General features: G+C 67.0%; 31 protein-coding genes. 9 read left to right on the forward strand and 22 right to left on the reverse strand.

What is annotated here, in order from left to right; all coding sequences use genetic code 11:
• Positions 1 to 214: 214 nt before the first annotated feature.
• The 3 genes from AncyloWKF20_RS11550 (at position 215) to AncyloWKF20_RS11560 (ending at position 2,071) form a co-directional block, all read left to right on the forward strand.
• Positions 215 to 733 (forward strand): invasion associated locus B family protein, encoded by a 519-nt coding sequence (locus AncyloWKF20_RS11550; protein ID WP_267585287.1) that lies wholly within the window; start codon positions 215 to 217, stop codon positions 731 to 733.
• A gap of 120 nt (positions 734 to 853) precedes the next feature.
• Entirely contained in the window at positions 854 to 1,627 is a 774-nt protein-coding gene (gloB, locus tag AncyloWKF20_RS11555) for a hydroxyacylglutathione hydrolase (protein ID WP_279314216.1), read from the forward strand.
• Positions 1,628 to 1,636: 9 nt separating this feature from the next.
• On the forward strand, positions 1,637 to 2,071 hold the full coding sequence (locus AncyloWKF20_RS11560) for a cupin domain-containing protein (protein ID WP_279314217.1): 435 nt from the start codon (positions 1,637 to 1,639) through the stop codon (positions 2,069 to 2,071).
• Between the two features lie 2 nt (positions 2,072 to 2,073).
• On the opposite strand, the gene AncyloWKF20_RS11565 is transcribed toward AncyloWKF20_RS11560, so the two are convergent.
• The 3 genes from AncyloWKF20_RS11565 to AncyloWKF20_RS11575 all read right to left on the reverse strand — a co-directional run bounded on the left by AncyloWKF20_RS11565 (position 2,074) and on the right by AncyloWKF20_RS11575 (position 5,071).
• Positions 2,074 to 2,937: an EamA family transporter gene (locus AncyloWKF20_RS11565; RefSeq protein ID WP_279314218.1), complete on the reverse strand. Its 864-nt coding sequence runs from the start codon at positions 2,935 to 2,937 to the stop codon at positions 2,074 to 2,076.
• A 108-nt stretch (positions 2,938 to 3,045) separates the two neighbouring features.
• Complete coding sequence (gene phbB, locus AncyloWKF20_RS11570; RefSeq protein ID WP_279314219.1) at positions 3,046 to 3,771, reverse strand: acetoacetyl-CoA reductase; 726 nt, start codon at positions 3,769 to 3,771, stop codon at positions 3,046 to 3,048.
• Between the two features lie 121 nt (positions 3,772 to 3,892).
• Positions 3,893 to 5,071: an acetyl-CoA C-acetyltransferase gene (locus AncyloWKF20_RS11575; RefSeq protein WP_279314220.1), complete on the reverse strand. Its 1,179-nt coding sequence runs from the start codon at positions 5,069 to 5,071 to the stop codon at positions 3,893 to 3,895.
• 260 nt (positions 5,072 to 5,331) lie between these two features.
• Between AncyloWKF20_RS11575 and phaR the strand changes: the two genes are divergently transcribed.
• On the forward strand, positions 5,332 to 5,910 hold the full coding sequence (gene phaR / locus AncyloWKF20_RS11580) for a polyhydroxyalkanoate synthesis repressor PhaR (RefSeq protein ID WP_279314221.1): 579 nt from the start codon (positions 5,332 to 5,334) through the stop codon (positions 5,908 to 5,910).
• Between the two features lie 65 nt (positions 5,911 to 5,975).
• Here phaR and AncyloWKF20_RS11585 read toward each other — a convergent pair whose 3' ends face one another.
• From AncyloWKF20_RS11585 to AncyloWKF20_RS11600, 4 genes are all read right to left on the reverse strand, one after another.
• Entirely contained in the window at positions 5,976 to 7,682 is a 1,707-nt protein-coding gene (locus AncyloWKF20_RS11585; protein WP_279314222.1) for a GGDEF and EAL domain-containing protein, read from the reverse strand.
• Positions 7,683 to 7,774: 92 nt separating this feature from the next.
• Entirely contained in the window at positions 7,775 to 9,037 is a 1,263-nt protein-coding gene (locus AncyloWKF20_RS11590; RefSeq protein ID WP_279314223.1) for an alpha/beta hydrolase, read from the reverse strand.
• A 209-nt stretch (positions 9,038 to 9,246) separates the two neighbouring features.
• Positions 9,247 to 9,432: a 50S ribosomal protein L32 gene (rpmF, locus tag AncyloWKF20_RS11595; RefSeq protein WP_018387408.1), complete on the reverse strand. Its 186-nt coding sequence runs from the start codon at positions 9,430 to 9,432 to the stop codon at positions 9,247 to 9,249.
• 171 nt (positions 9,433 to 9,603) lie between these two features.
• The gene (locus tag AncyloWKF20_RS11600; protein WP_279314224.1) at positions 9,604 to 10,296 is read right to left on the reverse strand and encodes a transglycosylase domain-containing protein; all 693 of its coding nucleotides are present in this window, start codon (positions 10,294 to 10,296) and stop codon (positions 9,604 to 9,606) included.
• Positions 10,297 to 10,476: 180 nt separating this feature from the next.
• Between AncyloWKF20_RS11600 and AncyloWKF20_RS11605 the strand changes: the two genes are divergently transcribed.
• Positions 10,477 to 11,409, forward strand: coding sequence for a farnesyl diphosphate synthase (locus AncyloWKF20_RS11605; RefSeq protein ID WP_279314225.1), 933 nt, complete (start codon positions 10,477 to 10,479; stop codon positions 11,407 to 11,409).
• 91 nt (positions 11,410 to 11,500) lie between these two features.
• Positions 11,501 to 11,773 (forward strand): hypothetical protein, encoded by a 273-nt coding sequence (locus AncyloWKF20_RS11610; RefSeq protein ID WP_267585276.1) that lies wholly within the window; start codon positions 11,501 to 11,503, stop codon positions 11,771 to 11,773.
• 127 nt (positions 11,774 to 11,900) lie between these two features.
• Here the strand turns inward: AncyloWKF20_RS11610 and leuB are convergent, their stop codons facing one another.
• The 12 genes from leuB to AncyloWKF20_RS11670 all read right to left on the reverse strand — a co-directional run bounded on the left by leuB (position 11,901) and on the right by AncyloWKF20_RS11670 (position 20,534).
• Entirely contained in the window at positions 11,901 to 13,010 is a 1,110-nt protein-coding gene (gene leuB, locus AncyloWKF20_RS11615; protein ID WP_279314226.1) for a 3-isopropylmalate dehydrogenase, read from the reverse strand.
• Positions 13,011 to 13,234: 224 nt separating this feature from the next.
• Positions 13,235 to 14,806, reverse strand: a complete 1,572-nt coding sequence (locus AncyloWKF20_RS11620; RefSeq protein ID WP_279314227.1) for a GMC family oxidoreductase — start codon at positions 14,804 to 14,806, stop codon at positions 13,235 to 13,237.
• Positions 14,807 to 14,821: 15 nt separating this feature from the next.
• A complete protein-coding gene (locus AncyloWKF20_RS11625) occupies positions 14,822 to 15,358 on the reverse strand; it encodes a twin-arginine translocation signal domain-containing protein (protein WP_267585273.1) in 537 nt (178 codons plus the stop codon).
• Between the two features lie 90 nt (positions 15,359 to 15,448).
• Positions 15,449 to 15,844, reverse strand: a complete 396-nt coding sequence (locus AncyloWKF20_RS11630) for a VOC family protein (protein WP_279314228.1) — start codon at positions 15,842 to 15,844, stop codon at positions 15,449 to 15,451.
• A 126-nt stretch (positions 15,845 to 15,970) separates the two neighbouring features.
• Positions 15,971 to 16,312 carry a ribbon-helix-helix domain-containing protein gene (locus AncyloWKF20_RS11635; protein WP_279314229.1) on the reverse strand — a complete coding sequence of 114 codons (342 nt, stop codon included), beginning with the start codon at positions 16,310 to 16,312 and terminating at the stop codon, positions 15,971 to 15,973.
• A 92-nt stretch (positions 16,313 to 16,404) separates the two neighbouring features.
• Positions 16,405 to 16,791 carry a RidA family protein gene (locus tag AncyloWKF20_RS11640; protein ID WP_279314230.1) on the reverse strand — a complete coding sequence of 129 codons (387 nt, stop codon included), beginning with the start codon at positions 16,789 to 16,791 and terminating at the stop codon, positions 16,405 to 16,407.
• 110 nt (positions 16,792 to 16,901) lie between these two features.
• Positions 16,902 to 17,507: a 3-isopropylmalate dehydratase small subunit gene (leuD, locus tag AncyloWKF20_RS11645; protein WP_279314231.1), complete on the reverse strand. Its 606-nt coding sequence runs from the start codon at positions 17,505 to 17,507 to the stop codon at positions 16,902 to 16,904.
• 100 nt (positions 17,508 to 17,607) lie between these two features.
• On the reverse strand, positions 17,608 to 18,168 hold the full coding sequence (locus AncyloWKF20_RS11650; RefSeq protein ID WP_279314232.1) for a cytochrome b: 561 nt from the start codon (positions 18,166 to 18,168) through the stop codon (positions 17,608 to 17,610).
• Positions 18,169 to 18,230: 62 nt separating this feature from the next.
• Complete coding sequence (locus tag AncyloWKF20_RS11655) at positions 18,231 to 18,674, reverse strand: metallopeptidase family protein (protein ID WP_279314233.1); 444 nt, start codon at positions 18,672 to 18,674, stop codon at positions 18,231 to 18,233.
• Positions 18,675 to 18,678: 4 nt separating this feature from the next.
• Positions 18,679 to 18,813: a hypothetical protein gene (locus tag AncyloWKF20_RS11660; protein WP_267585266.1), complete on the reverse strand. Its 135-nt coding sequence runs from the start codon at positions 18,811 to 18,813 to the stop codon at positions 18,679 to 18,681.
• 12 nt (positions 18,814 to 18,825) lie between these two features.
• Positions 18,826 to 20,247, reverse strand: a complete 1,422-nt coding sequence (gene leuC, locus AncyloWKF20_RS11665) for a 3-isopropylmalate dehydratase large subunit (RefSeq protein WP_279314234.1) — start codon at positions 20,245 to 20,247, stop codon at positions 18,826 to 18,828.
• A gap of 77 nt (positions 20,248 to 20,324) precedes the next feature.
• Positions 20,325 to 20,534 carry a hypothetical protein gene (locus tag AncyloWKF20_RS11670; RefSeq protein WP_279314235.1) on the reverse strand — a complete coding sequence of 70 codons (210 nt, stop codon included), beginning with the start codon at positions 20,532 to 20,534 and terminating at the stop codon, positions 20,325 to 20,327.
• Between the two features lie 252 nt (positions 20,535 to 20,786).
• Between AncyloWKF20_RS11670 and AncyloWKF20_RS11675 the strand changes: the two genes are divergently transcribed.
• The gene (locus AncyloWKF20_RS11675; RefSeq protein WP_279314236.1) at positions 20,787 to 21,038 is read left to right on the forward strand and encodes a hypothetical protein; all 252 of its coding nucleotides are present in this window, start codon (positions 20,787 to 20,789) and stop codon (positions 21,036 to 21,038) included.
• Positions 21,039 to 21,050: 12 nt separating this feature from the next.
• Here the strand turns inward: AncyloWKF20_RS11675 and AncyloWKF20_RS11680 are convergent, their stop codons facing one another.
• The gene (locus AncyloWKF20_RS11680; protein WP_279314237.1) at positions 21,051 to 21,953 is read right to left on the reverse strand and encodes an AraC family transcriptional regulator; all 903 of its coding nucleotides are present in this window, start codon (positions 21,951 to 21,953) and stop codon (positions 21,051 to 21,053) included.
• Between the two features lie 132 nt (positions 21,954 to 22,085).
• Between AncyloWKF20_RS11680 and AncyloWKF20_RS11685 the strand changes: the two genes are divergently transcribed.
• Positions 22,086 to 22,841: an SDR family oxidoreductase gene (locus AncyloWKF20_RS11685; protein WP_279314238.1), complete on the forward strand. Its 756-nt coding sequence runs from the start codon at positions 22,086 to 22,088 to the stop codon at positions 22,839 to 22,841.
• Positions 22,842 to 22,928: 87 nt separating this feature from the next.
• Here AncyloWKF20_RS11685 and rplS read toward each other — a convergent pair whose 3' ends face one another.
• On the reverse strand, positions 22,929 to 23,327 hold the full coding sequence (rplS, locus tag AncyloWKF20_RS11690; RefSeq protein WP_279314239.1) for a 50S ribosomal protein L19: 399 nt from the start codon (positions 23,325 to 23,327) through the stop codon (positions 22,929 to 22,931).
• A 181-nt stretch (positions 23,328 to 23,508) separates the two neighbouring features.
• Between rplS and AncyloWKF20_RS11695 the strand changes: the two genes are divergently transcribed.
• The gene (locus tag AncyloWKF20_RS11695) at positions 23,509 to 23,952 is read left to right on the forward strand and encodes a DUF1036 domain-containing protein (protein ID WP_279314240.1); all 444 of its coding nucleotides are present in this window, start codon (positions 23,509 to 23,511) and stop codon (positions 23,950 to 23,952) included.
• A gap of 19 nt (positions 23,953 to 23,971) precedes the next feature.
• Here the strand turns inward: AncyloWKF20_RS11695 and trmD are convergent, their stop codons facing one another.
• The gene (gene trmD / locus AncyloWKF20_RS11700) at positions 23,972 to 24,673 is read right to left on the reverse strand and encodes a tRNA (guanosine(37)-N1)-methyltransferase TrmD (RefSeq protein WP_279314241.1); all 702 of its coding nucleotides are present in this window, start codon (positions 24,671 to 24,673) and stop codon (positions 23,972 to 23,974) included.
• Positions 24,674 to 24,683: the final 10 nt, after the last annotated feature.

The following is a 24,683-nucleotide window of genomic DNA, read 5'->3' on the forward strand; positions in this document are numbered from 1 at the left end:
TGCCCACAGGTGACGGTACGTCGATGGCGGGTAACGGTAATCTTTCCTTCACCATGCCTTTAATTAGCCGCCGATCTCGCAGCATTTGATGGCGAATGCCGTCGCATTCCGGGCGTTAGGGTTCACATGGGCAGAGGGTCTCGTTATCCCTGTGGCGGCTTTAACGGAGAATCGTGTGAACCGCACGGCGGCAGAAGAACGGAGGAAGGGGACCATGGTACGACGCATCGTGCGCGCAGCACTCGCCGGCTTGGCACTGACTTTCATCGGCGTGTCCGGCGCGAGCGCCCAGGGTGCGCCGAAGCTCGTCAGCCAGTTTGGCGACTGGGGCGTTTATCTCGACACCAGCGGCAGCGGCAAGATCTGCTACGCCCTCTCCCAACCCAAGACCCGCGACCCCGCCGGGCTCAACCGTGACCCGGCCTATTTCTTCATCTCGACGCGCACCGCCGAGAACGTGAAGAACGAGGTCAGTGTGGTGATGGGCTTCCCCCTCAAGGAGGGTGTCGACGCGGCGCTGACCATCGGCACGACGCAGTTCGATCTCTACACCCGCGGCAGCGGCGCCTGGGTGCGCAATGTCGCCGAGGAGACCCGCCTGATCGACGCGCTCCGCAAGGGGCGCGACGTGAAGGTGAAGGGCACGTCGGGGCGCGGCAACGTGACCACCGATACCTATTCGCTGAACGGCATCTCGGCCGCCATCGACCGCGCCGCGCAGGAATGCCGCTGACGACGCCCGGCCATGATAGGCCGCTGACTCGCCCCCGGCGGGTCGGCTAGACTGCAGGCACGGACGCGGCCGCTCGCAGCGGTCGCGTCGCCTTTTTCGATGACCAGCCCCGAGGACGACATGTCGGTCGAACTGCGTCTCATCCCCTGCCTCTCGGACAATTACGCCGTGCTGCTGCACGACCCGACGACCGAGACGACGGCGCTGATCGACGCGCCGGAGGTGGCGCCCATCCTCGCCGCGCTGGAGCGCGAGAACTGGACGCTGACGCATATCCTCGTCACCCATCACCACACCGACCACATCGCCGGCGTCGAGGCGCTGAAGGAGCGTTACGGCGCCACCGTCGTCGCCCCCCGCGCCGAGCGCGACACCATTCCCGGCGTCGATGTCACCGTGGTCGATGGCGACCCGGTCGCGGTCGGCAGCCTGGTCGGACGCGTGCTGGAGACGCCCGGCCACACCAAGGGGCACATCGGGTTCCTGTTCGAGGAAGCGCGCCTGCTGTTTGCCGGCGACACGCTGTTCGTGCTCGGCTGCGGCCGGCCCTTCGAATGCGACCCGCCGGTGCTGTGGGAATCGCTGCTGCGGCTGCGCGCGCTGCCGGACGACATCGCGGTCTATTGCGGGCATGAATACACCCTCTCCAATGCCCGCTTCGCGCTGAGCGTCGACCCGGACAATGAGGCGCTGAAGGCGAAGGCCGTCGAGGTCGAGGCGCTGGTCGCCGCCGGCAAGCCGACGCTGCCGACCACCATCGGCGCGGAGAAGGCGACCAATCCCTTCCTGCGGGCCGATGACCCGGAGCTCGCGGCCCGCCTCGGCCTCGCCGATGCCGAGCCCGGCGCGGTCTTCACCGAGCTGCGCAGCCTCAAGAGCAGCTTCAAGGGCTGAGCCATGCCGATGAGCGGGTTGACGGCGGCAGAGGTCATCGCCCGGCTCGGCCTACAGCCGCACCCGGAAGGCGGGCATTTCCGCGAGACCTTCCGCGACCACCGGCGCACACCGGAAGGGCGCGCCGTCTCGACCGCCATTTATTTCCTGCTCTCGGCCGGCGAAAGCTCGCACTGGCACCGCGTCGACGCGGTGGAGATCTGGCACTGGCACGCCGGGGCGCCGCTGGAGCTGTCCGTTGCGCTGGATGATGCCGGGCCGGTCGAGGCGCTGCGCCTCGGGCCGGACCTGCTGAGTGGCGAGGAACCTCAGCGCCTCGTGCCGCAGGGCGCCTGGCAGGCCGCGCGCAGCCTCGGGGCGTGGACGCTGGTCGGCTGCACCGTCGCGCCCGGCTTCGAGTTCGCCGGCTTCGAACTGGCCGCGCCCGGCTGGTCGCCGGGCTGACCTCAGCGCCGCGCCAGCAGCGTGGCGACCGCCGCACCGCCGACGATGAGCGCGCAGGCCGCTCCCAGCGACCAGCTCGGCGCGGCAAAGCCGGCCGCCACCAGCAGGAGCGTGGAGAGCACGGGGGCGGCATAGGAGGCGACGCCGAGCAGGCGGATGTCGCCGCGCTTCATGCCGATGTCCCAGGTGTAGAAGGCGATGCCGACCGGGCCGATGCCCAGCGCCACCACCGCGATCCACTCATTCCCCACCGGCCAGATCGACGGCTCGAACAGCGCGTGGCAGATCGCCGAGAGCACGGCCGTGGCGAGGCAGAAGCCGGCCACCACATCGGTCGGCACATTCGCGAAACGCCGCGAGGCGACGGAATAGACCGCCCAGATCACCGCGCACAACGCCGCCGCGAGATAACCGGGCACATACTCCGCCGCGAAGCCGAAGCCGCCCGCCTTGGCGCCGAGCAGCACCACCGTGCCGGCCAGCCCCATCAGCGCGCCGACGACATGGGCCGGGCGCAGCCTCTCCCCCGGCAGGAAGGCCGAGAGCAGCACGATGAGCAGCGGCCAGAGATAGGCGATCAGCCCGGCCTCGGCCGGTGGGGCGAGCTTCAGCGCCGAGAAATAGAAGAAGTGATAGCCGAACAGCCCGCCGACGCCATGCAGCCAGACCGGCCAGGGCTGGCGGAATACGCCAAGCCCGACGCCGCGCGCGAGCGTCGCGATCAGCCCGACCCCGCCGCCAATGGCGAAGGTGAGCGCGGTCAGCAGGAAGGGCGGCACCGCGCCGGTCGACGAGGTGGCGAGCGCAAGGCTCGCCCAGAGCAGGATGGCGGTGAAGCCGATAAAAGTGGCGGTAGTGCGGGACATCGGGGCACCTCGGCGGGAGGCCCCTTATGGCCCCCGCCGCCCGCTTCGCCAAGATGGATGAGGCACCGCCCGCCTCATCCCATGGACGGGCCTGTCAGGCCCTACTGGTCACGCCATGTACTGGCCGCCATTGGCCGAAAGCGTCGCGCCGGTGATGAAGCCGGCATCATCCGCCACGAGGAACAGCACGCAGCGGGCGATTTCCTCCGGTTCGCCGAGGCGGCCGAGCGGCACCTGCGGCAGGATCTGCTTGTCGAGCACGTCCTGCGGAATCGCCCGCACCATCTCCGTGCCGATATAGCCCGGGCAGATGGCGTTGACGGTGATGCCCTTGCGCGCGCTCTCCTGCGCCAGCGCCTTGGTGAAGCCGATCTCGCCCGCCTTGGCGGCGGAGTAGTTGGTCTGCCCCATCTGGCCCTTCTGGCCATTGATCGAGGAGATCGAGACGATGCGGCCGAAATTGCGCTCGCGCATGCCCTCGATCACGTTGCGGCACATGTTGAACACCGAGGTCAGATTGGTGCCGATCACGGCATGCCACTGGTCCGGCGTCATCTTGTGCAGCATCCCGTCGCGGGTGATGCCGGCATTGTTCACGAGAATCTCGACCGGGCCGAGCTTGGCCTCGACCTCGGCGATGCCGGCCTTGCAGGCGGCGAAGTCCGACACGTCCCATTTGAAGGCGGCGATGCCCGTCTCGGCGGTGAACGCCGCCGCAACCTCGTCATTGCCCGCATAGCTCGCCGCGACCTGATAGCCGGCGCCCTTCAGCGCCGTGCTGATCGCCGCACCAATCCCCCGGGTGCCGCCGGTGACCAACGCAACTCGACCCATCTAGCTTCCCCTCTGGCGTTCCTTCCCCAAGGAACCGGGCGCTTCCGTTCATCGGAACCACCCACCCTTTTTACCTTGCGGCAGGGCGATTGGAACCGCCCCGCCTCCCCTGCGCCGCGCGTCAGTCGCGCTCGAGGCACATGGCGATGCCCATACCGCCGCCGATGCACAACGTCACCAGCGCCTTCTTGGCGTCGCGCTTCTGCATCTCGTAGAGCAGCGTGGTGAGCACGCGGGCGCCCGAGGCGCCGATCGGGTGGCCAATGGCGATGGCGCCGCCATTGACGTTGACCTTCGACGGATCCCAACCGAGATCCTTGTTCACCGCGCAGGCCTGCGCCGCGAAGGCTTCATTGGCCTCGATCAGGTCGAGATCGCCGACGCTCCAGCCGGCCTTTTCCAGCGCGCGGCGCGAGGCCGGGATCGGGCCCGAGCCCATGATCGCCGGATCGACGCCCGCCTGCGCCCAGGAGACGATGCGCGCCAGCGGCGTCTTGCCGGCGCTCGCGGCCTTGGCCGCGCTCATCAGTACCACAGCGGCCGCGCCATCATTGATGCCGGAGGCGTTGCCCGCCGTCACCGTGCCGTCCTTGGAGAAGGCCGGGCGCAGCTTGGTCATCGAATCGAGGGTCGCGCCATGGCGGGGATATTCGTCATCCGACACCACGACCTCGCCCTTGCGGGTGGAGATGGTGACGGGAGCGATCTCGTCCTTGAAGCGGCCGGCCTTCTGCGCCGCCTCGGCCTTGTTCTGCGAGCCGACGGCGAACTCGTCCTGCTGCTCGCGGGTGATCTGCCACTGGCGGGCAACGTTCTCGGCGGTCGTGCCCATGTGGTAGCCGTTGAAGGCGTCCCACAGCCCGTCCTTGATCATGGTGTCGACGAGCTCGAGATTGCCCATCTTGGTGCCGTTGCGCAGATGCGCGACATGCGGCGCCTGGCTCATCGATTCCTGCCCGCCAGCCACGACGATCTCGCTGTCGCCGTTGAGGATCGCCTGATAGCCGAGCGCCACCGCGCGCAGGCCCGAGCCGCAGAGCTGGTTGACGCCCCAGGCCGGGCTTTCGACCGGGATGCCGGCGGCGATCGAGGCCTGGCGCGCCGGGTTCTGCCCGGCGCCGGCGGTGAGGATCTGCCCCATGATGGTCTCGCTCACCTCGCCGGGGGCGACACCGGCGCGCTCCAGCGCGGCCGTGATCGCCACCTTGCCCAGCTCATGGGCAGGCAGCGAGGAAAGCGCGCCGTTGAAGGCGCCGACGGCCGTGCGCGCCGCACCGACGATGACGATTTCGTCCTTCATGAAGACATCCTCCCGCTTGGGTCGTTACCGGGTTTTCTTGCCGACGCGGCTCCCGCACCACGCCCTTCCCTTACTGTGCAGCTATGGTCGGCGGGGCAGATGATCCATGTCAATGGCAGGGCCGCATTGCGCCGCGGTAAATTCGGAGGGGCACAACCCTGGATACCACTCCCCATGGCGCGGCGCACAATCCTGTAGCCGGGGGCTTTGAAACGTCCTAGACTTTTCAATGGGGAAACGATCAAGGCGACCGGATCACAATGGCAAAATCCAACGAACCCGTCACCATCAAGAAGTACGCGAACCGCCGGCTGTATAACACCGGAACGAGCACTTACGTGACGCTCGAGGATCTCGCGCAGATGGTAAAGAATGGCGAGGACTTCGTCGTCTACGATGCGAAATCGTCTGAAGACATCACGCACTCGGTACTGACCCAGATCATCTTCGAGCAGGAGGGCAAGGGGCAGAGCCTGCTGCCGATCAACTTCCTGCGGCAGATCATCCGGTTTTATGGCGACAGCATGCAGATGCTGGTCCCGAAATATCTCGACATGTCGATCGAGAATTTCACCAAGGAACAGGTGAACATGCGCGAGCAGTTCTCCAAAACCTTCGGCGTCGGTGGCTTCGGCGTGATGGAAGATCAGGTCCGTCGCAACATGGAAATCTTCGACCGGACCTTCAAGATGTTCCTGCCCAATGGCCGGGTGGACGAGACCCAGGCCGGCGCCGCGACGACAGCCCCGGCGGCCAAGAGCGACGATTTCGACGAGCTCAAGCGGCAGGTCGCGGACATGCAGAAGCGGCTCGACCAGCTCGGCGACAAGAAGGGCTGAGGCCCGCCGGGCTGCGCAGGGAATGGCCGCCACGAGAGACCGGCCGGGGGCGGGATGACCCGCCCTCAGGCCCCCTCGGGCACCCGGCCCGAGAGCGGGCGCTCCATCGCGAGGCCCGTCAGTTCTCCCTGCAGATAGGTGCAGCCCCAGGCGGCGAGATCGCGCGCCGCCTCCTCGTCAAGCACCCATTCCGCCACCGTCTCGATGCCAAGCTTGCTCGCCAGTTCCACGATGGTGCGCACGAAATGGCGGTCATCCTCGGACTGCGCCATGGCGCAGATGAAGCTGCCGTCGATCTTCAGCACGTCGATGCCGAGCCGTCGCAGGCTGCGGAACGAGGTGTAGCCAACCCCGAAATCATCCATCGCCACGCGGCAGCCGAGGCCGTGCAGCCAGGCGACGCGCCCGCGCATGGCGTCGAGATCCGAGATCGACGCGGATTCGGTCAGTTCGACGATCAGCCGATCGCAAAGCCCCTCCTCCGAGGCCGCCTCAAGCTGGCGCTGCCACACATCGTCATGCACCGAACCCGGCGCGACATTGACGGAGAGGCACAGGCCGGGGTCCGCCCGCAGCGCCGCCAGCGCCAGCGCCAGCGAGCGCCGGTCGAGCAGGCGCGTCAGGCCGAAGCGGTCGGCGATAGGAATGATGCTGGAGCCATCATAGACCCGCCCCGTGCGCCCCTGGATGCGCACCAGCGCCTCATGCAGCGCGATCTCACGGCTATCGGCGCGGGCGATGGGCTGGAAGGCGAGCGTCACCCGGTTCTCGCTCAGCGCCGAGATGATGTCGTCGGCGAAGCGCAGATTGGCCCGCCGCTCGGCCGCGCGGTCATTGCCGGGGGAATAGATGGCAAGGCCGCCGCTGCCGGAGGCTCTCGCCGCGGCCAGCGTGTCCTGGGCGTGCGAGAACACCTCCGCCACGGAGCGGCCATGGCGCGGCGCCACCAGCCCGCCGGCCGAGACGGTGATGGCAACGCCCCCGGCACTCGTGCGCGGCGGCGTGGCGTTCACCCCGGCCAGAAGACGCTGGGCGGCCCCAAGCCCCTCCGGTCCGAGGCGCGGCAGCACGATGCCGAACTTGGCGCCGGAAAACCGGGCGATCTCCTGCCCCTCGGCGAGCTGCGCGCGCAGCCGCATCCAGACGATATCGACCAGTTCGTCGCCGATGTGGAAGCCGTAGAGATCGTTGAGGCGCCCGAGATGGTCGATGCCGATGAGCAGGAAGCCGAACTCGCTGCCATCGCGATAGGCCTGGCTGAGCCGATCATCGACCATCTGCGACAGGCGCTGACGCTCGGATTGCGGCTCGACGCCGCCGAGACTGCCGGCCGGACGCGTCGGCCGACCGATGGAGAGGCGGCGCACCACGCCTTCCACGGCAAGGATTCGCCCGTCCTCGCCAAGATGGCAGACGCCGCGATCCTCCACCCACAGCCGGGCGGGGCGCGCCTCCGGCGGCGCGGCGAGGCAATAGGAGGTCTCGAAGAGTTTCAGTCCGGCGAGGCCGCCCGGCGTCTGCGCGGTGACCACCGCCTCCGCCCGCGACAGGCCCGAGCCGGCGGCGATGAGGGCGTGATAGGCCTGACCGGAGCCGGCATGGGCCAGCCGCTCGGGGCCGAGCACCTCACTTACCGCCTCGCTCCAGACGATGACATCGTCATCGAGTGTCCAGCGATAGGCCGCGCCGCTGAGCCCACCGACGATTCCGGCAACCTCATAGGGCTTCAGCAGGTCGGTCAGGGTATGCTGGGGCGCGGGGCGCTCTGGCATTCGGGCATCCGGTTAGGCGCGAAACGCATCGGCACACGGCACTGTAGCATCACGGGCCACAGCTGCCACGCCGGGCACCCGCGATGGCCGGCCTATTGGACGGGCGTCTCGGGCTCGCCCGGCGAAACGCTCTCGGTGCCGGCCGGCGGCGTCGAGACCGCGCTCTGCGGCTTGAGCGGCTTCGACGTGCCCTTGGCTCCCGGCGCGGTCGAGGCGAGCGTCGGCACGAGCTTGTCGACCCCGACGAACTGGATGCCGGCCACGCTGCTCTGCTGCAGCATCTCCTGCGCACCGGCACGGGCCTGCGCCCGCGCCATCATGCCGCGCAGCTCCGGCGCCATCGCCGCGAGCTGGGCGAACTTGCCATGGTTGAACTCGTCGGCGGACTTCACCTTGGTCATGTCCACCACCACGGCGCCGAGTTCCACCAGCTCCTCGTCATTGGTGTAGGCACCAAGACGCGGCTTGTCGCCGGCGATGAAGTCGGAGAAGGCCAGCGCCTTGTCGTCGCGCGAGACGATGACGATGAAGGGCTTCGGCGGCTTGCCGAAGCGCTTGAGCTGGCTTTTGAACACGTCCACGTCGATATCCGGCGCGGCGAGGATGATGTTCTCGATCTTATCCGGCGGCAGCGGCGTGCCGGAGATCTTGATCTGCCGGAGCGCCTCGACCGTCACCCAGTTGCCCATGGAATGCGCGAGGATGGTGATCTTCTCCGCGCCGCTGCTGAGGATCAGGCGGATGGTCTCTTCCAGCCGATCGCGGGCAGCGGTCGCGCTGTTGGTGTCGTAGACGTAATCGGCCACCGAGCCGCGCGAGGCCCAGGTGAACAGCACGGGCACGCCGGGCTGCTTGGAATCTTCCGCCATCTGCGTGAAGCGGTAGAGCGCTTCGGAGAACAGCGTGTTGTAGCCGTGAATGAAGATCGTCACGTCGCGGTCGCCGGGCTTGCGGCGGGCGAGCTCGGCCTTCAGATCGGCGGTGAACTGCTCCGGCGTGTCGCGGTAGATCGCCTCACGCACCGTCATGTCGGTCGCGGGATTGGGAGTACCGCGCGGAACCTCGGTCTGGCCGGGCTTGTGGGTGGGCGGCACCGTGATGTCGATGCGGGCGAAATTCAGCGCCGTGGTGCGCTCGCCATTGAAGAACACACCGGGATTGGGATCGCGCTCGCGCGAAGAGGCAACGAGGATGACGTGCTCGCTGACACCGGGGACCGTCTCATTGATGGCGGAGAGCGCCTCGGGGCCCGGCCGCCCGGCGCAGCCCGCCAGCAGGCCGACGCTCAGCAGCACCGCGGCGATCGCGACGCCACGACCTCGGGCCGGGTCCAGCAGGGAAGCTGCCGGTCTCACGAAGGTCTGACGCATAACACGCAACACGGACACGCTCCCGGCACCTCTGGTGGGCCTTCATACCACCTGACGGGCGGTCAACAAATGACTTGCGTGTCCAAAGCGGAGCAAACGGTAAACGAAGTGCATCAGACAAACGAAAGCCGGCCTTCAGGGAAGACCGGCTTCTCGTAGAGTTCTGGAGGCGTCGATGAACGCCGGCGCGAGGCTCAGGCCTCGGCCTTAACCTTCAGCACCTGACGGCCCTTGTACATGCCGGTCTTCAGGTCGAGGTGGTGCGGACGGCGAAGCTCGCCCGAATCCTTGTCCTCGATGTAGGTCGGCTTGGCGAGGGCATCGGCGGAACGGCGCATGCCGCGACGCGACGGGCTGGTTTTCTTCTTCGGAACGGCCATGGTCTTCTCCTGTACCGGCATGGCTCACGCCCCTGACAGGAGGGCCGGCGCCGGGTCGTGCGTAATTCGAGTGGCGGCTTATACAGACTCATGCGCCCCAGCGAAAGAGGGGCGCCCGAGTCTGTCTCGGTGTTTTATCCGCGCGCGTCATACACGCTCGGGGGCCCTGAGTCACCCGCCCGACGCGCGGGAAAGTCCGAGGCACGCCGTCAATTCCGGTCCTTCGCGCGGCAGGCGGGCCTGAAGGTTGCTGGCGAGCCGGTTGAGGCCCGGGCCGGGCTTGGCGGGATTGCGGGTGTGCGGGTTGGGCAGCGTCACCGCGAGCAGCGCCGCCTGGCGCCCATTAAGATCCCCAGCGCCACGCCGGAAGGCGCGCTGCGCCGCCGCCTGTGCGCCGAATTCGCCGTCCGGGCCCCATTCGGCGATGTTGAGATAGACCTCAAGCTGACGGCGCTTCGTCATGACGAAGTTGAGATAGACCGCCAGCGGCATTTCCAGCGCCTTGCGGACATAGCTGCGCCCGCCCCACAGGAACAGGTTCTTGGCGAGCTGCATGGTGATGGTGGAAGCGCCGCGCGCCGGCTCGCCGTCATCGGCGGTGTCCATCACGTTCTGCAACTCGACCAGATCGACGCCGATATGCTGGCAGAAGCGCGCATCCTCGGAGGCGAGCACGCTGCGCACCAGAGCCGGCGACATCGCGTCGATGGAGACCCAGTCGCGGGTGACGCCCTGCCCGGTCGCCCAGCGCGCCAGCATCAGCGTCGAGACCGGCGGCACGAGATTGTAGATGATGCCCAGCAGCAGCGGCGCCGCCACAAGGATCACCACCAGCCGTACGCCCCAACCCCACAGCACGCGCATCGCTTCCCCTTATACGCGCCCACCTTAACCAGCGATGCCGCGCCGGTCGACCAAGCCGACGGTAACGCCGTCCTGCCACGAACGTTTCATCGCGCCCCTCCGGCTCTCTTGCGCGCGTCAGCTTGACCGGATCGACCCGCTCGGGCACGCAGGCACCTCCTGTTTCGCGGAGTGCCCGCCATGACCGCAACCGCCGGCGACATGTCCGCGCCGCTCGCCGCCGCCCTCGCCGCCACCGCCGCGGCGGTCAGCGCCTATATCGAGGCCGCCATCACCGAAGGCGCCGCGCCGAGCGCGCGGCTTGCCGCCGCCATGCGCCATGGCGCGCTCGCCGGCGGCAAGCGGCTGCGTCCGCTGCTCGTGGTGGAAAGTGCCGCCCTGTTCGGTGTGTCGCGCGAGGCCGCCCTGCCCGCCGCCGCCGCGCTGGAATGCGTGCATTGCTACTCGCTGGTGCATGACGACCTGCCGGCCATGGACGATGACGACCTGCGCCGGGGCCAGCCGACCGTTCATCGCGCCTATGACGAGGCGACCGCGATTCTGGCGGGCGATGGTCTCCTCACCCTCGCTTTCGAGATTCTGGCGAAGGACGAAGCCGGGCCGGATGCGCAGGTGCGAATCGCACTGGTCGCCGGTCTGGCGCGCACCTCGGGCGCCGCCGGCATGGTGGGCGGGCAGATGCTCGACCTTGCCGCCGAGGGACGTTTCGAGACGGAGGGCCGGCTCGCCCTTGGCCTTGCCGACATCCAGCATCTTCAGGCGCTGAAGACCGGCGCGCTGCTGCGCTATGCCTGCGCCGCCGGGGGCCTGCTCGGCCGCGCCGATGCGCGCCAGATGGCGGCGCTCGACGCCTATGCCGGCGCCATCGGCCGTGCTTTCCAGATCGCCGACGACCTGCTCGACGTGGAAGGCGATGCCGGCACCGTGGGCAAGGCGGTGGGCAAGGACGCGGCCGCCGGAAAGGCCACGCTCGTTGATCTCATGGGCATTTCCGGCGCGCGCGCCGAGCTCGACCGGTTGGTGGCGGAGGCCGAAGCGGCGCTGTCCCCCTTCGGCAGCAAAGCCACACTGCTTGTGGAAGCCGCCCGCTTCATCGCGTACCGGCGGAATTAGGACTTTCCTCATCTCGACGGAACGATAAGTTGCGGCCATATCTTATCGTGACGACCGGGGCGGAGCTGCTTCGCGTCACTCGGAGGTTCACATGCGTGTCGCCGCTTTCCTTCTTGCCGGTCTGGTTGCCGGCACCGCTCTCGCCGCCTTCGCTCCGGCTGAGGCTCAGGAGACGCGCATCATCATCCGCAAGCAGCCGCCGCGCTCCTATCTCGATCCCGGCACGATGGTTAAGCCCGGCTCGACCGGCCAGCTCAACTATGTCTATGCGGTGCAGCCGCGCTACCCGACCTATGGCGACGACAGCACCATCACCGGCACGCGCTACCCGCTGCCGGGCCGCTTCGATCTGCCGAATTACTGATCCTGCCGCCGCCCTCAGGCGCGCGCATGAAAAAGCCCGGCTCGCGCCGGGCTTTTTTGTTGATTGAGGAAGCCTTGCCTAGCGGGCGAACCGGGCCACCACAGCCGCCCGGTCCATCCAGCGACGATCAGTTGGCCTTGCCGAGTTCGGCGATGACCGCATCGCCCATGCCGGCGGTGCCGACGCGGGTGGTGCCTTCCGACCAGATGTCCCCGGTGCGGTAGCCATCCGCCAGAACGCCGGCGATCGCCGCCTCGACGCGGTCCGCCGCCTCGATCTGGCCGAAGGAGTAGCGCAGCGCCATGGCGAGCGAGCCGATCATGGCGATCGGGTTGGCGAGGCCCTTGCCGGCGATGTCGGGAGCGGCGCCATGCACCGGCTCGTAGAGCGCGCGGCGCTTGCCGGAAATCTCTTCCACCGCGCCCAGCGAGGCCGAGGGCAGCATGCCGAGCGAGCCGGTGAGCATGGCCGCGACATCCGAGAGAATATCGCCGAACAGATTGTCCGTGACGATGACGTCGAACTGCTTGGGCGCGCGCACGAGCTGCATGCCGCAGGAATCGGCGAGCTGATGCTCGAGTGTCACGTCATTGTAGTCCGAGCCGTGAACCTCGCTCACCACCTGCTTCCAGAGCACGCCGGTCTTCATGACGTTGTGCTTCTCGGTAGAAACCACCTTGCCGCGGCGGGTGCGGGCGAGATCGAAGGCGACGCGGGCGATGCGCTCGATCTCGTAGGATTCATAGACCTGCGTGTCGACCGCGCGCTTCTGGCCGTCGCTGATGTCGGTGATGGTCTTGGGCTCGCCGAAATAGACGCCGCCGGTCAGCTCGCGCACGATGAGGATGTCGAGCCCCTCGACCAGCTCGCGCTTGAGGCTGGAAGCGTCGGCAAGCGCGGGGTAGCAGAGCGCCGGGCGCAGATTGGCGAAGAGCTGGAGATCCTTGCGCAGGCGCAGCAGGCCCGCCTCGGGGCGCGCCTCATAGGGCACGTTGGCCCATTTCGGCCCGCCGACGGCGCCGAGCAGAATGGCGTCGGCCGCGAAGGCCTTGGCCATCGCTTCCTCGGAAATGGGCAGGCCGCAGGAATCATAGGCCGCGCCGCCGACGAGGTCCTCCTCGATGGCGAAGGAGGCGAGACCCTGCGCGTCGAGCCAGCCGATGACCTTCTTCACCTCGGCCATAACCTCGGTGCCGATGCCGTCGCCGGGAAGGAGAAGGAGCTTGTGGGTGGCCATGGTTTCCTCGCGTGCGCCTGTGAACCCTGAGGGGAACTGATTTTTCCGGGCGAGGAGTTGCTAATCGCTGCCGCTGACGCTGGCAAGACGGACCGCCTTCCCCGCCAAAAGAAAGCCGCCGGCGGGGGCACGCCGGCGGCGGAGGTAACGAGGCGAGTAGAAGCTGCACCCTTATGGGTGGCCGAGGGGCAACCCGGCACAGCTTCTACGGTGAGGACGCACGGCTAGATCGTTTTGCGCGACATTTCCCCGGCGATGAAATCGGCCTGCCGGAGCGCCAGCGCCACGATGGTCAGCGTCGGGTTCTCCGCGCCGCCGGTGGTGAACTGGCTGCCATCGGAGATGAACAGGTTCGGGATGTCGTGGGTCTGCCCGTGCCTGTTCACCACACCGTCGCGCGGCTTCTCGCTCATGCGGTTGGTGCCGAGATTATGCGTCGAGGGGTAAGGCGGCGTCGGCAGGGTGCGCACCGCGCCCACCGCGTCATAGATTGCCGCGCCCCGGCTATAGGCGTGGTTGCGCATCGCGACGTCGTTGGGGTGATCGTCGAAATGCACGTCGGCGACGGGCAGGCCGTACTGGTCCTTCACCGCGGTGTTGAGGGTGACGCGGTTGGTCTCCTGCGGCATGTCCTCGCCCACCAGCCACATGCCGGCCATGTTGACATAGCCGTCCATCGCCGAGGTGAAGGAGCGGCCCCAGCCGCCGGGGTCGAGGAAGGCGGCCATGAACGGCACGCCGAGCGAGAGCGTCTCCATCTCATAGCCGCCGACGAAGCCGCGCTTGGTGTTGTTCTTGGCCTCATCACGCACCACACCGGCCATCGTCGTGCCGCGATACATGTGCACCGGCTTCTCGAACACGGCATAGACCGAGCCGGTCATGTGCCGCATGTAGTTGCGCCCGACCTGGCCGGAGGAGTTCGCCAGCCCGTCCGGGAACTGGCTGCTGGCGGAGTTGAGCAAGAGGCGCGGGCTCTCGATGGAATTGCCCGCGACCGCGACGATGCGGGCCTTCTGGCGCTGCGTCTTGCCGTCCTTGTCGACATAGACGACGCCCGTGACCTTGCCCGACGCATCGTGCTCGATCTTCAGCACCATGGATTGCGGGCGCACCTCCAGATTGCCGGTCGCCTCGCCGCGCGGGATCTCGGCGATCAGCGTCGACCATTTCGCGCCGGACTTGCAGCCCTGGAAGCAGAAGCCGATCTGCTGGCAGGAGCCCCGGTCGGCGCGCGGCTGGCTGTTGATCGCCATGTGGCCGGTCGACACTTCCTGATAGCCGACCTTCTTGGCCCCAGCCTCGAACACCTTGAAATTGTTATTGCCGGGCAGGCCGGGAATGCCGTTGGTACGGGTCACGCCCATGCGGTCCTCGGCCTTGGCGTACCAGGGCTCGAGCTCGGAGAGCGTGATCGGCCAGTCGAGCAGATTGGCCCCGTCGAGGTCGCCATAGGTGGTGCGCGTCTTGAACTCGTGCTCCTGGAAGCGCAGGGAGGCGCCGGCCCAGTGGACCGAGGACCCGCCCACCGCCTTGACGATCCAGGCCGGCAGGTTGGGGAAGTTCTTGTGCACGCGCCACGAGCCGGAAGTTGTGCGCATGTCGGTCCAGGCGAGCTGGGCGAAGCTCTCCCACTCGTTATTGACGAAGTCTTCCATGTTGTGGCGCTGGCCGGCCTCAAGGATCACCACCTTGATGCCCTTGAGCGCGAGCTCGGTGCCGAGCGTGCCACCGCCGGCGCCGGAGCCGACAATGACGACGACGGAATCATCATTCAGATCGAAGGGTGCGGACATGGTTCGGTGCTCCCCTCACAGCCAGGCGAGATCGTTGAAGCCGCGGTCGATGTAACCGCCCTTGTCGGCCGAGGACCCCTCGTAACCGAAGATCGGCCAGACATCCTCCTGGTTGTAGAGGCCAACCACGAGGCCGCCCCGCACCTTCTGGAAGAAGGCGCCGTCCTCGATCTGGCGCAGGATGGCGACGCGCTGCTCCTCCCAGCCGACATCGGCATAGGGAACGCCGTGCTTGGCCTTGGCGAGCGTATCGAGGGTGATGACGCCCTCCTCCACCAGCGTCTTCAGCGCCGGGTCGGTCGCCGCGCCGGTCTCATAGGGCTTCATGGCGATGGCGTAGAAGCGATCCGGGATGCGGTCATGCGGGTAGACGTCGCGCGCCATGACGATGAGCGTGCGCATGGTCTCGGGCTTCAGGGCGGTGACTTCAAGGCCCCAGGCCTCGCGCGGGTTGAGCACCGCCGCGCCGCTCACCATGAGCGCGCCGGCGGCGCCGAGGCCCGTCAGCACGGCGCGGCGCGACGGACCTCGCCTGTCGATCAGAGTTGTCATTGTTTCCTCCCGGATATTCTTTTGATTGGGCAGTCTTCAGTCTCAGACGGCGCCGTCTGGCGTTGCCGGCGCCTTGTCGTCATCACGGTGTCAGCGGTAGCGCCCGTGCTTCTGCAAAACCTCGATCTTGTAGCCGTCGGGATCGGTGACGAAGAAGAACTTGGCGAGCAGCGCGCCCTCGCGGAAAAACTCCTTGATGGGATTGGGATTGAGGCCGACGTCCACGAAGCGCGCGTGCTCGGCGTCGAGATCATCCACCGCAAAGGCGATGTGCCCGTAGCCGTCGCCCAGCGCATAGGGCTCGGTGCGGCCGTGATTGACCGTCAGCTCGACCTCGAAGTCGGCATCGGCATTGCGCAGATAGATGAGGGTGAAGCCGTCGAACGCGAAGCGATCGGCAATGGCGAGCCCGAAGGCGCGCGAATAGAAATCAACCGAGCGTGCTTCGTCGAGCACGCGGATCATCGAATGAATGGCCTTCGCCACCTGTTCCTCCGGCCTGTCTTCCGGCGGCGCGACTGCCGCCCGTGGGGAAGATGCTAGGCCGGAGAAAGGGGCTGTGGTGGTAGGCTGCTAGCACATGGCACCCGCGCCCATCACGGGCGCGTGCGCCTACTCCGCCGCTTCCAGATGCACGCGGCGGCTCTCGCAGAGATAGCGCTCGCGCGCCACCTCCGCCGGCCGGCCGGCGGGCCGCACCTCGGCGAGGTAGATGAGGCAGGAACAGCGCAGCAGCGAGGCGAAGTTGCGCACCTCGCCATGCAGGTCCAGCACCTCGTCATGCAGCTTGGTGACGAATTTGCCCAGACTCATGCCCTGATGGGCGGCAACCTCTTCCAGCACGGTCCAGAAGGCGGCTTCCAGCCGGATGGAGGTGGAATGGCCGCCGATGCGCACGGAGCGCGTCTGGCCCTCATAGGTCTCGGGCGCTTGGCCCGCAAAGATATGGCACATGGCGTTCTCCCGGGAACGTTCATTAGTTTTGAACGATTCCACTCCCGGAACGCCGCGCTGTAAAGGCCTAATCGGTCCGCTGCGGAACAGCGCTAGCGGCGCCGGCGCGCCGTGACCTCGATCTCGATCTTCATTTCCGGCTGGAGCAGGCCGGCCACGATCAGCGTCGCCGCCGGGCGTGCGGTGATGAAGTACTGCCCGAAGATCGGGAACACTGTCTCGGCATATTCGGCGCGGGTGATGATGTAGCGCACGCGCACCACGTCATCGAGGCTGGCATCGGCCTCGGCGAGCGCGCTCGCAATGTTGCGGAAGCAGCTATGGGTCTGCTCGACCAGATCCTCCGGCAGCGCCATGACGGCATAGTCATAGCCGGTGGTGCCGGAGACGAAGATGTCGTCCCCATCGACGACGGCACGCGAATAGCCCGCCACCTTCTCGAAGGCGGAGTGGGAGGAGATCAGGCGGCGCTGGGTCATGAGGGCTCGCGGCGTGGCCATAGGGGGAGAGAGCGATGCCGCGGGGCCGGGACGGGCCGCCCCCGCGCTGCCGGATCAGCCCTCGGCTGTCCGGGACGACGGATACCCGCTCACGCCCAGGGGCGCTCCTCAGCGAGCTTTGATTCGTAGGTGGCGATCTTGTCGGCCTTCACCTGGGTCAGGCCGATATCGTCGAGGCCGTTCAGCAGGCAGTGCTTGCGGAACGGATCGACCTCGAAGGTGATCGTGCCGCCATCCGGGCCGGTGATGGTCTGGCTCTCAAGGTCGACCGTCACGCGCGCATTGGCGCCGCGCGAGGCGTCATCGAACAGCGCCTCGAGCTGCTCCGGCGTCACCACGATCGGCAGGATGCCGTTCTTGAAGCAGTTATTGTAGAAAATGTCGGCGAAGGACGTGGAGATCACGCAGCGAATGCCGAAATCGAGCAACGCCCAGGGCGCGTGCTCACGCGAGGAGCCGCAGCCGAAATTGTCGCCGGCGATCAGGATGCTGGCGCCCTTGTAGGACGGCTTGTTCAGCACGAAATCCGGGTTGTCCGAACCGTCATCCTTGTAGCGCAGCTCCGAGAACAGGCCGGTGCCGAGGCCCGTGCGCTTGATCGTCTTCAGATACTGCTTGGGGATGATCATGTCGGTGTCGACATTGACCAGATGCAGCGGCGCGGCGATGCCGCTCAGGGTGGTGAACTTGTCCACGCGGTTCCTCCTTCGTCCGACCGGCAGCCAATGGCCGCCAGCCGTCAATTCCCGCCCTCCATAACACACCGCGCCGGCCGCGTGCCCGGCCCCCTCGCGCTCAGCGGCCCGGCAGCATCCGGCGCAGCACGTCGTCCTTCAGGACGAAATGATGCGCCAGCGCCGCAACCGCATGCAGCGTCGCGAGGATGACCAGCCCATTGGCCAGCAGCTCATGCACCTCCTGCACCGGCCGGGCCGCCTCGCGATCCACCGCGATGGGGGCGGGAATCGTGAACAGACCGAAGAACGTCACCTCGTTGCCGCGCAGGAAGGCGAGATAGATGCCGACAAGCGGAGTGACGACCAGAAGCACATAGAGCAGCACGTGAACCACGCTCGAGGCCAGATGAACCGGCCGCGACAGGGCCGCCGAGGGCGGCGGCACCGGCCCGGCGATGCGGAACGCGACGCGCAACGCAACGAGGCCGAGAATCGTCAGACCCACCGAGATATGGGTCCACCACACATAGGCCCGCCCGGCGGAACCCCGCTCGAACAGGTCTTCCAGATAGGTCACCCCATAGACCACGATGATGGCGATCACCGTCAGCCAATGGAGAGACCGCAGCGGCACGCTGTAACGGTGCACGGCGGACATGGATACGACCGGCTGGCTCATGGAACCCCCTCCAAAATTAGATTTACTCTAATCTTGTAATGGAGGTGCCCGAATGAGTTTACCTACGTATCCGCGGCCGCCTCGATCGCCTCCATGTCCTCGTCCGACAGGCCGAAATGGTGGCCGATCTCGTGCACCAGCACATGGGTGACAACGGCGCCCAGCGTCTCCTCATGCTCGGCCCAGTAGTCGAGAATGGGCCGGCGATAGAGGAAGATCATATTGGGCAGCACGCCCGTCACGGTCTCATAGCCCTGCGCAAGGCCAATGCCCTGGAACAGGCCGAGGAGATCGAACGGGCTTTCCGCCTCCATCTCCTCCTGCACCTCGTCCGTCGGGAAATCCTCGACCCGGATGACGAGATTGCCGCACAGCGCGCGGAAGCTTTCGGGCAGGCGCCCATAGGCTTCCTCGGCCATCACCTCCATCAGCGCCAGTGAGGGGGCGCTGGCGGCCGCCCAGGCGGTGGCGTCTTCGGGGGCAAGGGGGCTCACAAGCGTGCTCATGCGGTCATCTCAGATAGGTGGCGATGAGCCACAGGCCGAGGCCGAGCGCAGCGACCACCGCCAGCCCGCGCCCGATCCGCCGGCCCCACACTTCCATGGGGTCGTTGTCCGGCGGATCGGTGAAGGGCGAATGCGCCACGTCGCTTCCGCCTCAGCCCTTCACGGGCCACTGGCGGATGTCGACGAAATGGCCGGCAATCGCCGCCGCTGCCGCCATGGCCGGGGAGACGAGGTGCGTGCGCGCCTTGTAACCCTGCCGGCCCTCGAAATTGCGGTTCGAGGTCGAGGCGCAGCGCTCCTCGGGCTTCAGCTTGTCGGCGTTCATGCCGAGGCACATGGAGCAGCCCGGCTCGCGCCAGTCGAAGCCGGCAGCCTTGAAGATCGCGTCCAGCCCCTCGGCCTCGGCCTGAAGCTTCACCAGCCCCGAACCCGGCACCACCATGCCGGAGACGCCCTCACGGATCTTGTGACCGTCGAGAATACGCGCGGCGGCGCGCAGATCCTCGATGCGGGCATTGGTGCAGGAGCCGATGAACACCTTGTCGATGGCGATGTCGGTGATCTTCGTGCCGGCGACGAGGCCCATATAGGCCAGCGCGCGCTTCTTCGCCTCGCGCTTGCCCTCGTCCTCGATCAGCTCCGGATCGGGAACACGGCCGTCGACCGAGATCACGTCCTCGGGGCTCGTGCCCCAGGAGACGATGGGCGGCAGGGAAGCGCCGTCGAGGCGGATTTCCTTGTCGAAGAACGCGCCCTCATCGGTGCGCAGCGTGTCCCAGTAGCGACGCGCGGCGTCCCAGGCGGCGCCCTTGGGCGCGCGCGGGCGGTCCTTCACATAGGCATAGGTGGTCTCGTCCGGCGCCACCATGCCGGCGCGGGCCCCGCCCTCGATGGACATGTTGCAGACCGTCATGCGGCCTTCCATGGAGAGGTTGCGGAACACCTCGCCGGAATATTCGATGACGTAGCCGGTGCCGCCGGCCGTGCCGGTGACGCCGATGATGGCCAGCGTCACGTCCTTGGCGGTCACGCCCTCCGGCAGCTTGCCGTCGACGCTGACGCGCATGTTCTTGCTCTTCTTCTGGATCAGCGTCTGGGTGGCGAGCACGTGCTCGACCTCCGAGGTGCCGATGCCATGGGCGAGCGCGCCAAAGGCGCCATGCGTCGAGGTGTGGCTGTCGCCGCACACGATGGTCGTGCCCGGCAAGGTGAAACCCTGCTCCGGGCCGATGACGTGGACGATGCCCTGGCGCTTGTCGAGCTCATTGAAATACTCGACGCCGAAGTCTCTAGCGTTCTCGGCCAGCGTCTCGACCTGGGTGCGGCTCTCGGGATCGTCGATGCCGAAGCGGCGGTCGCTGGTCGGCACGTTATGGTCGACCACCGCCAGCGTCTTGGAGGGCGCATGGACCTTGCGGCCGGCGAGGCGCAGGCCCTCGAAGGCCTGCGGGCTGGTCACCTCATGCACCAGATGGCGGTCGATATAGAGGAGGCAGGTGCCGTCCTCCTGACGGTCCACCACATGGTCGTCGAAGATCTTGTCGTACAGGGTACGCGGCGCGGACGTGCTCATTTCGGCGTCTCAACTGAGAAGAATGGGGCAGGATGGCTCGCAGCGCGGCCGGGAGCGCGACAGGCTCCGGGCGGCGCTCAGCTAAGCCCGGCGACCGCGCAGGCGGTGAAGCGGCCGAAGAATCGCGCCGGCAGGCGGACATGGTCGGGCACGGCAGCGAAGCCGATCGTCGTCGGCAGGCGCCGGCGGGCCTCGGGACGGGCGACATCCGGGCGCGCCGCATCGCTGGCGTCGGAGATATCCGCGCCCCGGTGCACACCCTCGATGATGCCGGTCCTGCTGTTCATGGAACTCTTCTAGCAAGTCTCGCCGGCCGGAACAATCGCCGCGCGCAGCGCCCTCCGCCGGCGCGTCGCACGAGCGCGTGAGGCCTTCTCCCGGCCCGCCGAACCTTTCAAGTGCCCGCAGTGCTCTGGGATAAATTATTCCAGAATATTCGCTGCCGAAGCGGATATATTCCTATCTTACCCTACGTAAATGATCTTGGAAAAAGCGGAGACGTTACGTTACCTTGATACGGAAGAAGCGGGAGAACCCCCATGCGCATCACGGACATTGCCCTCATTGTTGCGGCGGTGGGCGCGCTTGTCGCGGCGGTAGAGGCGCGCAATCGTGTCGAGGTCACGTCCCCGCCGCCGGTGATCGAACCGACCAAGAAGGCCGAGCTCATCACCTGCCCCATGCGCAAGCCGGATTTCACCACCATCATGCACGCCGCCGTGCTGGGTGACGGCACGCTCATCGTCGAGCAGCAGACCAACACCCGCGTCCGCCACATCAAGGATTGCTAGGGCAGGCCTTGCTTAGGCGGCCCGCGCACCGTCCCGCGCCGCCCTCATGTCGCGCCCCGGCGGGAGGCCAAACAGGCGCGCATAGTCGCGGGTGAATTGCGGCACGCTTTCATAGCCGACGGCGAAGGCCGCGCGGCCCGCCGCCAACCCCTCCGCCGCCATCAGCCGGCGCGCCTCGATCAGCCGAAGCTGCTTGTGGAACTGCAGCGGCGTCAGCGAGGTCACCGCGCGGAAATGCTGGTGAAAGGAAGAGACGCTCATTCTCGCCTCCGCCGCCAGCCGCTCCACGCCGATGGGGCGGGTGAACTCCGCCCGCAACAGCGCCACCGCCCGCCCGATCCGCCGCGCATGGCTGTCCGGCCATCCAAGACGCCGGATCGCCGGGCCGTGGCGGCCCATCAGCAGCCAGTAGTGCATCTCGCGAATAAGGGGCGCCTGCAGCACCGGCAGGGCCGCCGGACGATCGAGCAAGCGCATCAGCCGCAGCGCGGCATCCGCGACTTCCGTGTCGGTCGTGTCGACCCGCACCGGCATCCCGTCGGACATCTCGGCCGGCTTCGTCTCGCCAGCCAGTTCCGCGATCACAGCCGGATCGAGTTCCAGCACCAGCGAGAGATAAGGTTCAGCGTGGCTCGCTTTGGTGATCTGGCTGACAATGGGCACATCCGCCGAGATGAGCAGCGTTTCGCCCGCGCCGAACTCATGGCTGCCCGCGCCCTGCGTCACCTGCTTGCCGCCCTGCACCACCAGACACACCAGCGGGCGGGCAATGGCGTGGGTCACGCCCTCCGGCGCCGGCACGCGGAAAATCTTCAAAGCGGGAATGGGCGTCGGCGCCAACCCGTCCGCATCCGCGTAAAGCCGGCCATGGCGCGCGACGGCATCGAGAAGCGAGGTGTCGATCGGATGGGTCATGCGATCACTCTAGCGTAGCCGGGCCCCGCCGCCAGTCACTTTGGAGAATCAGGCAAGAAGTCTCGGTCATCCGGCAAAACCTGCCGTGTCGCGCGTTCCATATCTGGACCATCCCACCGACAGGAGACGGATATGACCACGATCACCCTCATCACCGGCGGCAGCCGTGGCCTCGGCCGCAACACCGCCCTTGCCGTCGCCCGGCAGGGCGGCGATGTCGTGCTGACCTATCAGAGCCGCGCCGAGGACGCCCAGGCCGTCGTCGCCGAGATCGCGGCACTGGGACGCAAGGCGGTGGCCTTGCAGCTCGACACCGGCAAGGTCGCCGGGTTCCCCGATTTCGCCGCCCGCCTGCGCGCGGCCCTCGCCGAGACCTTCGGCCGCGAGACCGTCGACCACCTCGTGAACAATGCCGGCCATGGCGACTACGCCGCCATTACCGACACGACCGAGGCGCAGTTCGACCGGCTGGTGGACGTTCACCTCAAGGGCGTGTTCTTCCTCACCCAGACGCTGCTGCCGCTCATCGCCGATGGCGGGCGCATTGTGAACTTCTCCTCCGGCCTCACCCGCTTCGCCTATCCCGGCTATGCCGCCTATGCGGCGATGAAGGGTGCGGTGGAGGTGCTGACGCGCTACCTCGCCAAGGAGCTGGGCGCGCGCGGCATTGCGGTCAATACGGTGGCGCCCGGCGCGATCGAGACCGATTTCGGCGGCGGCGCGGTGCGCGACAATGCCGAGATCAACCGCCACATCGCCAGCATCACAGCGCTCGGCCGCGTCGGCGTCGCCGATGATATCGGGCCGATGGTGGCGAGCCTGCTCACCCCGGCTAACCGCTGGGTCAATGCCCAGCGCATCGAGGTCTCCGGCGGTCAGGCGATCTGAACCCGATCCCGTTCAGCCAACAAAAAAGCCGGGGCATGCCCCGGCTTTTCCATGTGCGGACCAGAGAGCCCGCCCTGAAGCTGCCGATCACTCGGCGGCGACGGGGGCCTTCTTGCCCTTGTTCTTGTCCTGGCGCTCGGCGATACGGGCCGACTTGCCGCGACGGTCGCGCAGGTAATACAGCTTGGCGCGACGCACCTTGCCGCGACGGACAACCTTCAGGCTGTCGATGTTCGGCGAGTAGATCGGGAAGACGCGCTCGACGCCTTCGCCATAGGAAATCTTGCGGACGGTGAAGCTCTCATTGATGCCGCCACCATTGCGGGCGATCACGACACCTTCATAGGCCTGCACGCGGGTGCGCTCGCCTTCCTTCACCTTGACGTTCACGATCACCGTGTCGCCGGGCTGGAAGTCGGGAATGGCGCGGACGGCGGCCAGCTTGGCGGCCTGCTCGTCATCGAGCTCTTTAATGATATCGACCATGTTATCACCTCAGGCGAGGTCGGCTGCGGGACGTCAAACCCTGCCGCTCGCATCTTGCTGTTGTCAGTTCGGTAGTGACGGCGGGCCGTATACGCGAGACGGATGGGTTTGTCATGCAATTTTCATTGCACCCGCTACCCGGATAAGGTCGACTGACCGTTTGAGAGAGCGGGGGCTTCTAATGCGTCAGTTTTGCGTCCTGTCGGCTGTGGCCGTCACGGGACTCCTGTGCCATGTGTCCGAGGGCAAGGCCGATTTCAAAATCTGCAACAGGGCAAAGGAAACGGTGAATTTGTCGATCGGCTATGACAACTCCGACTATGGCTGGACGTCGGAGGGGTGGTGGAAGCTGGAAGAGGATGAGTGCACCGTGATGATCCGCGGCAATCTCGCCAACCGCTATTACTACATCTATGCGGCGGGAGAAGAGGGTGGCACGTGGTCAGGCTCCGATAAGCAGAAAGGCGGCAATTTCTGCGTCGCACCTCAGAAATACACCCTGCATAATCGCGAATATGAGACCGACAACACGCTCGATTGTGAATCCGGCGGCTTCACGGGCGTGAAATTCGACGAAGTCGACACAAAGAACAATAAGAACTTCACCTATGAGCTGACCGAATGAACGCGCGGAAACAGCGCGCTCACTTCCCGCCGGTTTCGCGATAGGCCGCCCACAAATCTGGCCGGCGCGCGCGGGTAACGGCTTCCGCCTGCTCGCGCCGCCAGCGCGCCACCTTGGCGTGGTCGCCGCTGGTGAGGATGGCGGGAATCTCCAGCCCCTCGAAGCTCGGCGGGCGGGTATATTGCGGGTACTCCAGCAGCCCGGCGGAGAAGCTCTCCTCGGTGCCGGATTCCGGGTGGCCCATCACACCCGGCAGCAGCCGCACGCAGGCATCGAGCAGCACCAGCGCGCCAATCTCCCCGCCCGACAGCACGACATCGCCGACGGAGACTTCCTCCAGTCCGCGCGCGGCGACGAGGCGATCATCCACCCCCTCGAACCGCCCGCAGACGATGACGACGCCCTCCCCGGCGCTGAGTTCGCGCACGCGCTTCTGCGTCAGCGGCGCGCCGCGCGGCGTCATGAGCAGGCGCGGGCGGGTGTCGCCCTCAGGCGCGGCGGCGTCAATGGCACGGGCGAGCACATCCACCCGCATCACCATGCCCGGCCCGCCACCGGCCGGCGTGTCGTCCACGGAGCGGTGACGGTCCGTGGCGTGATCGCGCGGGTCGACCGTCTCCAGCCCCCACGCCCCCTGCCCCAGCGCCCGCCCGGCCAGCGACAGGCCCAGCGGGCCGGGGAACATGTCGGGGAAGATGGTGACGAGGGAGGCGCGCCACATGGCAGGTTTT

The organism is Ancylobacter sp. WKF20 (assembly GCF_029760895.1).
GTDB lineage: Bacteria > Pseudomonadota > Alphaproteobacteria > Rhizobiales > Xanthobacteraceae > Ancylobacter.

Bases quoted from the DNA above. Each gene is read 5' to 3' on its own strand.
- AncyloWKF20_RS11550 (WP_267585287.1), top strand. From the start codon at position 215: ATGGTACGACGCATCGTGCGCGCAGCACTCGCCGGCTTGGCACTGACT.
- gloB (WP_279314216.1), top strand. From the start codon at position 854: ATGTCGGTCGAACTGCGTCTCATCCCCTGCCTCTCGGACAATTACGCC.
- AncyloWKF20_RS11560 (WP_279314217.1), top strand. From the start codon at position 1,637: ATGAGCGGGTTGACGGCGGCAGAGGTCATCGCCCGGCTCGGCCTACAG.
- AncyloWKF20_RS11565 (WP_279314218.1), bottom strand. From the start codon at position 2,937: ATGTCCCGCACTACCGCCACTTTTATCGGCTTCACCGCCATCCTGCTC.
- phbB (WP_279314219.1), bottom strand. From the start codon at position 3,771: ATGGGTCGAGTTGCGTTGGTCACCGGCGGCACCCGGGGGATTGGTGCG.
- AncyloWKF20_RS11575 (WP_279314220.1), bottom strand. From the start codon at position 5,071: ATGAAGGACGAAATCGTCATCGTCGGTGCGGCGCGCACGGCCGTCGGC.
- phaR (WP_279314221.1), top strand. From the start codon at position 5,332: ATGGCAAAATCCAACGAACCCGTCACCATCAAGAAGTACGCGAACCGC.
- AncyloWKF20_RS11585 (WP_279314222.1), bottom strand. From the start codon at position 7,682: ATGCCAGAGCGCCCCGCGCCCCAGCATACCCTGACCGACCTGCTGAAG.
- rpmF (WP_018387408.1), bottom strand. From the start codon at position 9,432: ATGGCCGTTCCGAAGAAGAAAACCAGCCCGTCGCGTCGCGGCATGCGC.
- AncyloWKF20_RS11600 (WP_279314224.1), bottom strand. From the start codon at position 10,296: ATGCGCGTGCTGTGGGGTTGGGGCGTACGGCTGGTGGTGATCCTTGTG.
- AncyloWKF20_RS11605 (WP_279314225.1), top strand. From the start codon at position 10,477: ATGACCGCAACCGCCGGCGACATGTCCGCGCCGCTCGCCGCCGCCCTC.
- AncyloWKF20_RS11610 (WP_267585276.1), top strand. From the start codon at position 11,501: ATGCGTGTCGCCGCTTTCCTTCTTGCCGGTCTGGTTGCCGGCACCGCT.
- leuB (WP_279314226.1), bottom strand. From the start codon at position 13,010: ATGGCCACCCACAAGCTCCTTCTCCTTCCCGGCGACGGCATCGGCACC.
- AncyloWKF20_RS11620 (WP_279314227.1), bottom strand. From the start codon at position 14,806: ATGTCCGCACCCTTCGATCTGAATGATGATTCCGTCGTCGTCATTGTC.
- AncyloWKF20_RS11625 (WP_267585273.1), bottom strand. From the start codon at position 15,358: ATGACAACTCTGATCGACAGGCGAGGTCCGTCGCGCCGCGCCGTGCTG.
- AncyloWKF20_RS11635 (WP_279314229.1), bottom strand. From the start codon at position 16,312: ATGTGCCATATCTTTGCGGGCCAAGCGCCCGAGACCTATGAGGGCCAG.
- AncyloWKF20_RS11640 (WP_279314230.1), bottom strand. From the start codon at position 16,791: ATGACCCAGCGCCGCCTGATCTCCTCCCACTCCGCCTTCGAGAAGGTG.
- AncyloWKF20_RS11650 (WP_279314232.1), bottom strand. From the start codon at position 18,168: ATGAGCCAGCCGGTCGTATCCATGTCCGCCGTGCACCGTTACAGCGTG.
- AncyloWKF20_RS11655 (WP_279314233.1), bottom strand. From the start codon at position 18,674: ATGAGCACGCTTGTGAGCCCCCTTGCCCCCGAAGACGCCACCGCCTGG.
- leuC (WP_279314234.1), bottom strand. From the start codon at position 20,247: ATGAGCACGTCCGCGCCGCGTACCCTGTACGACAAGATCTTCGACGAC.
- AncyloWKF20_RS11670 (WP_279314235.1), bottom strand. From the start codon at position 20,534: ATGAACAGCAGGACCGGCATCATCGAGGGTGTGCACCGGGGCGCGGAT.
- AncyloWKF20_RS11675 (WP_279314236.1), top strand. From the start codon at position 20,787: ATGCGCATCACGGACATTGCCCTCATTGTTGCGGCGGTGGGCGCGCTT.
- AncyloWKF20_RS11680 (WP_279314237.1), bottom strand. From the start codon at position 21,953: ATGACCCATCCGATCGACACCTCGCTTCTCGATGCCGTCGCGCGCCAT.
- AncyloWKF20_RS11685 (WP_279314238.1), top strand. From the start codon at position 22,086: ATGACCACGATCACCCTCATCACCGGCGGCAGCCGTGGCCTCGGCCGC.
- rplS (WP_279314239.1), bottom strand. From the start codon at position 23,327: ATGGTCGATATCATTAAAGAGCTCGATGACGAGCAGGCCGCCAAGCTG.
- AncyloWKF20_RS11695 (WP_279314240.1), top strand. From the start codon at position 23,509: ATGCGTCAGTTTTGCGTCCTGTCGGCTGTGGCCGTCACGGGACTCCTG.
- trmD (WP_279314241.1), bottom strand. From the start codon at position 24,673: ATGTGGCGCGCCTCCCTCGTCACCATCTTCCCCGACATGTTCCCCGGC.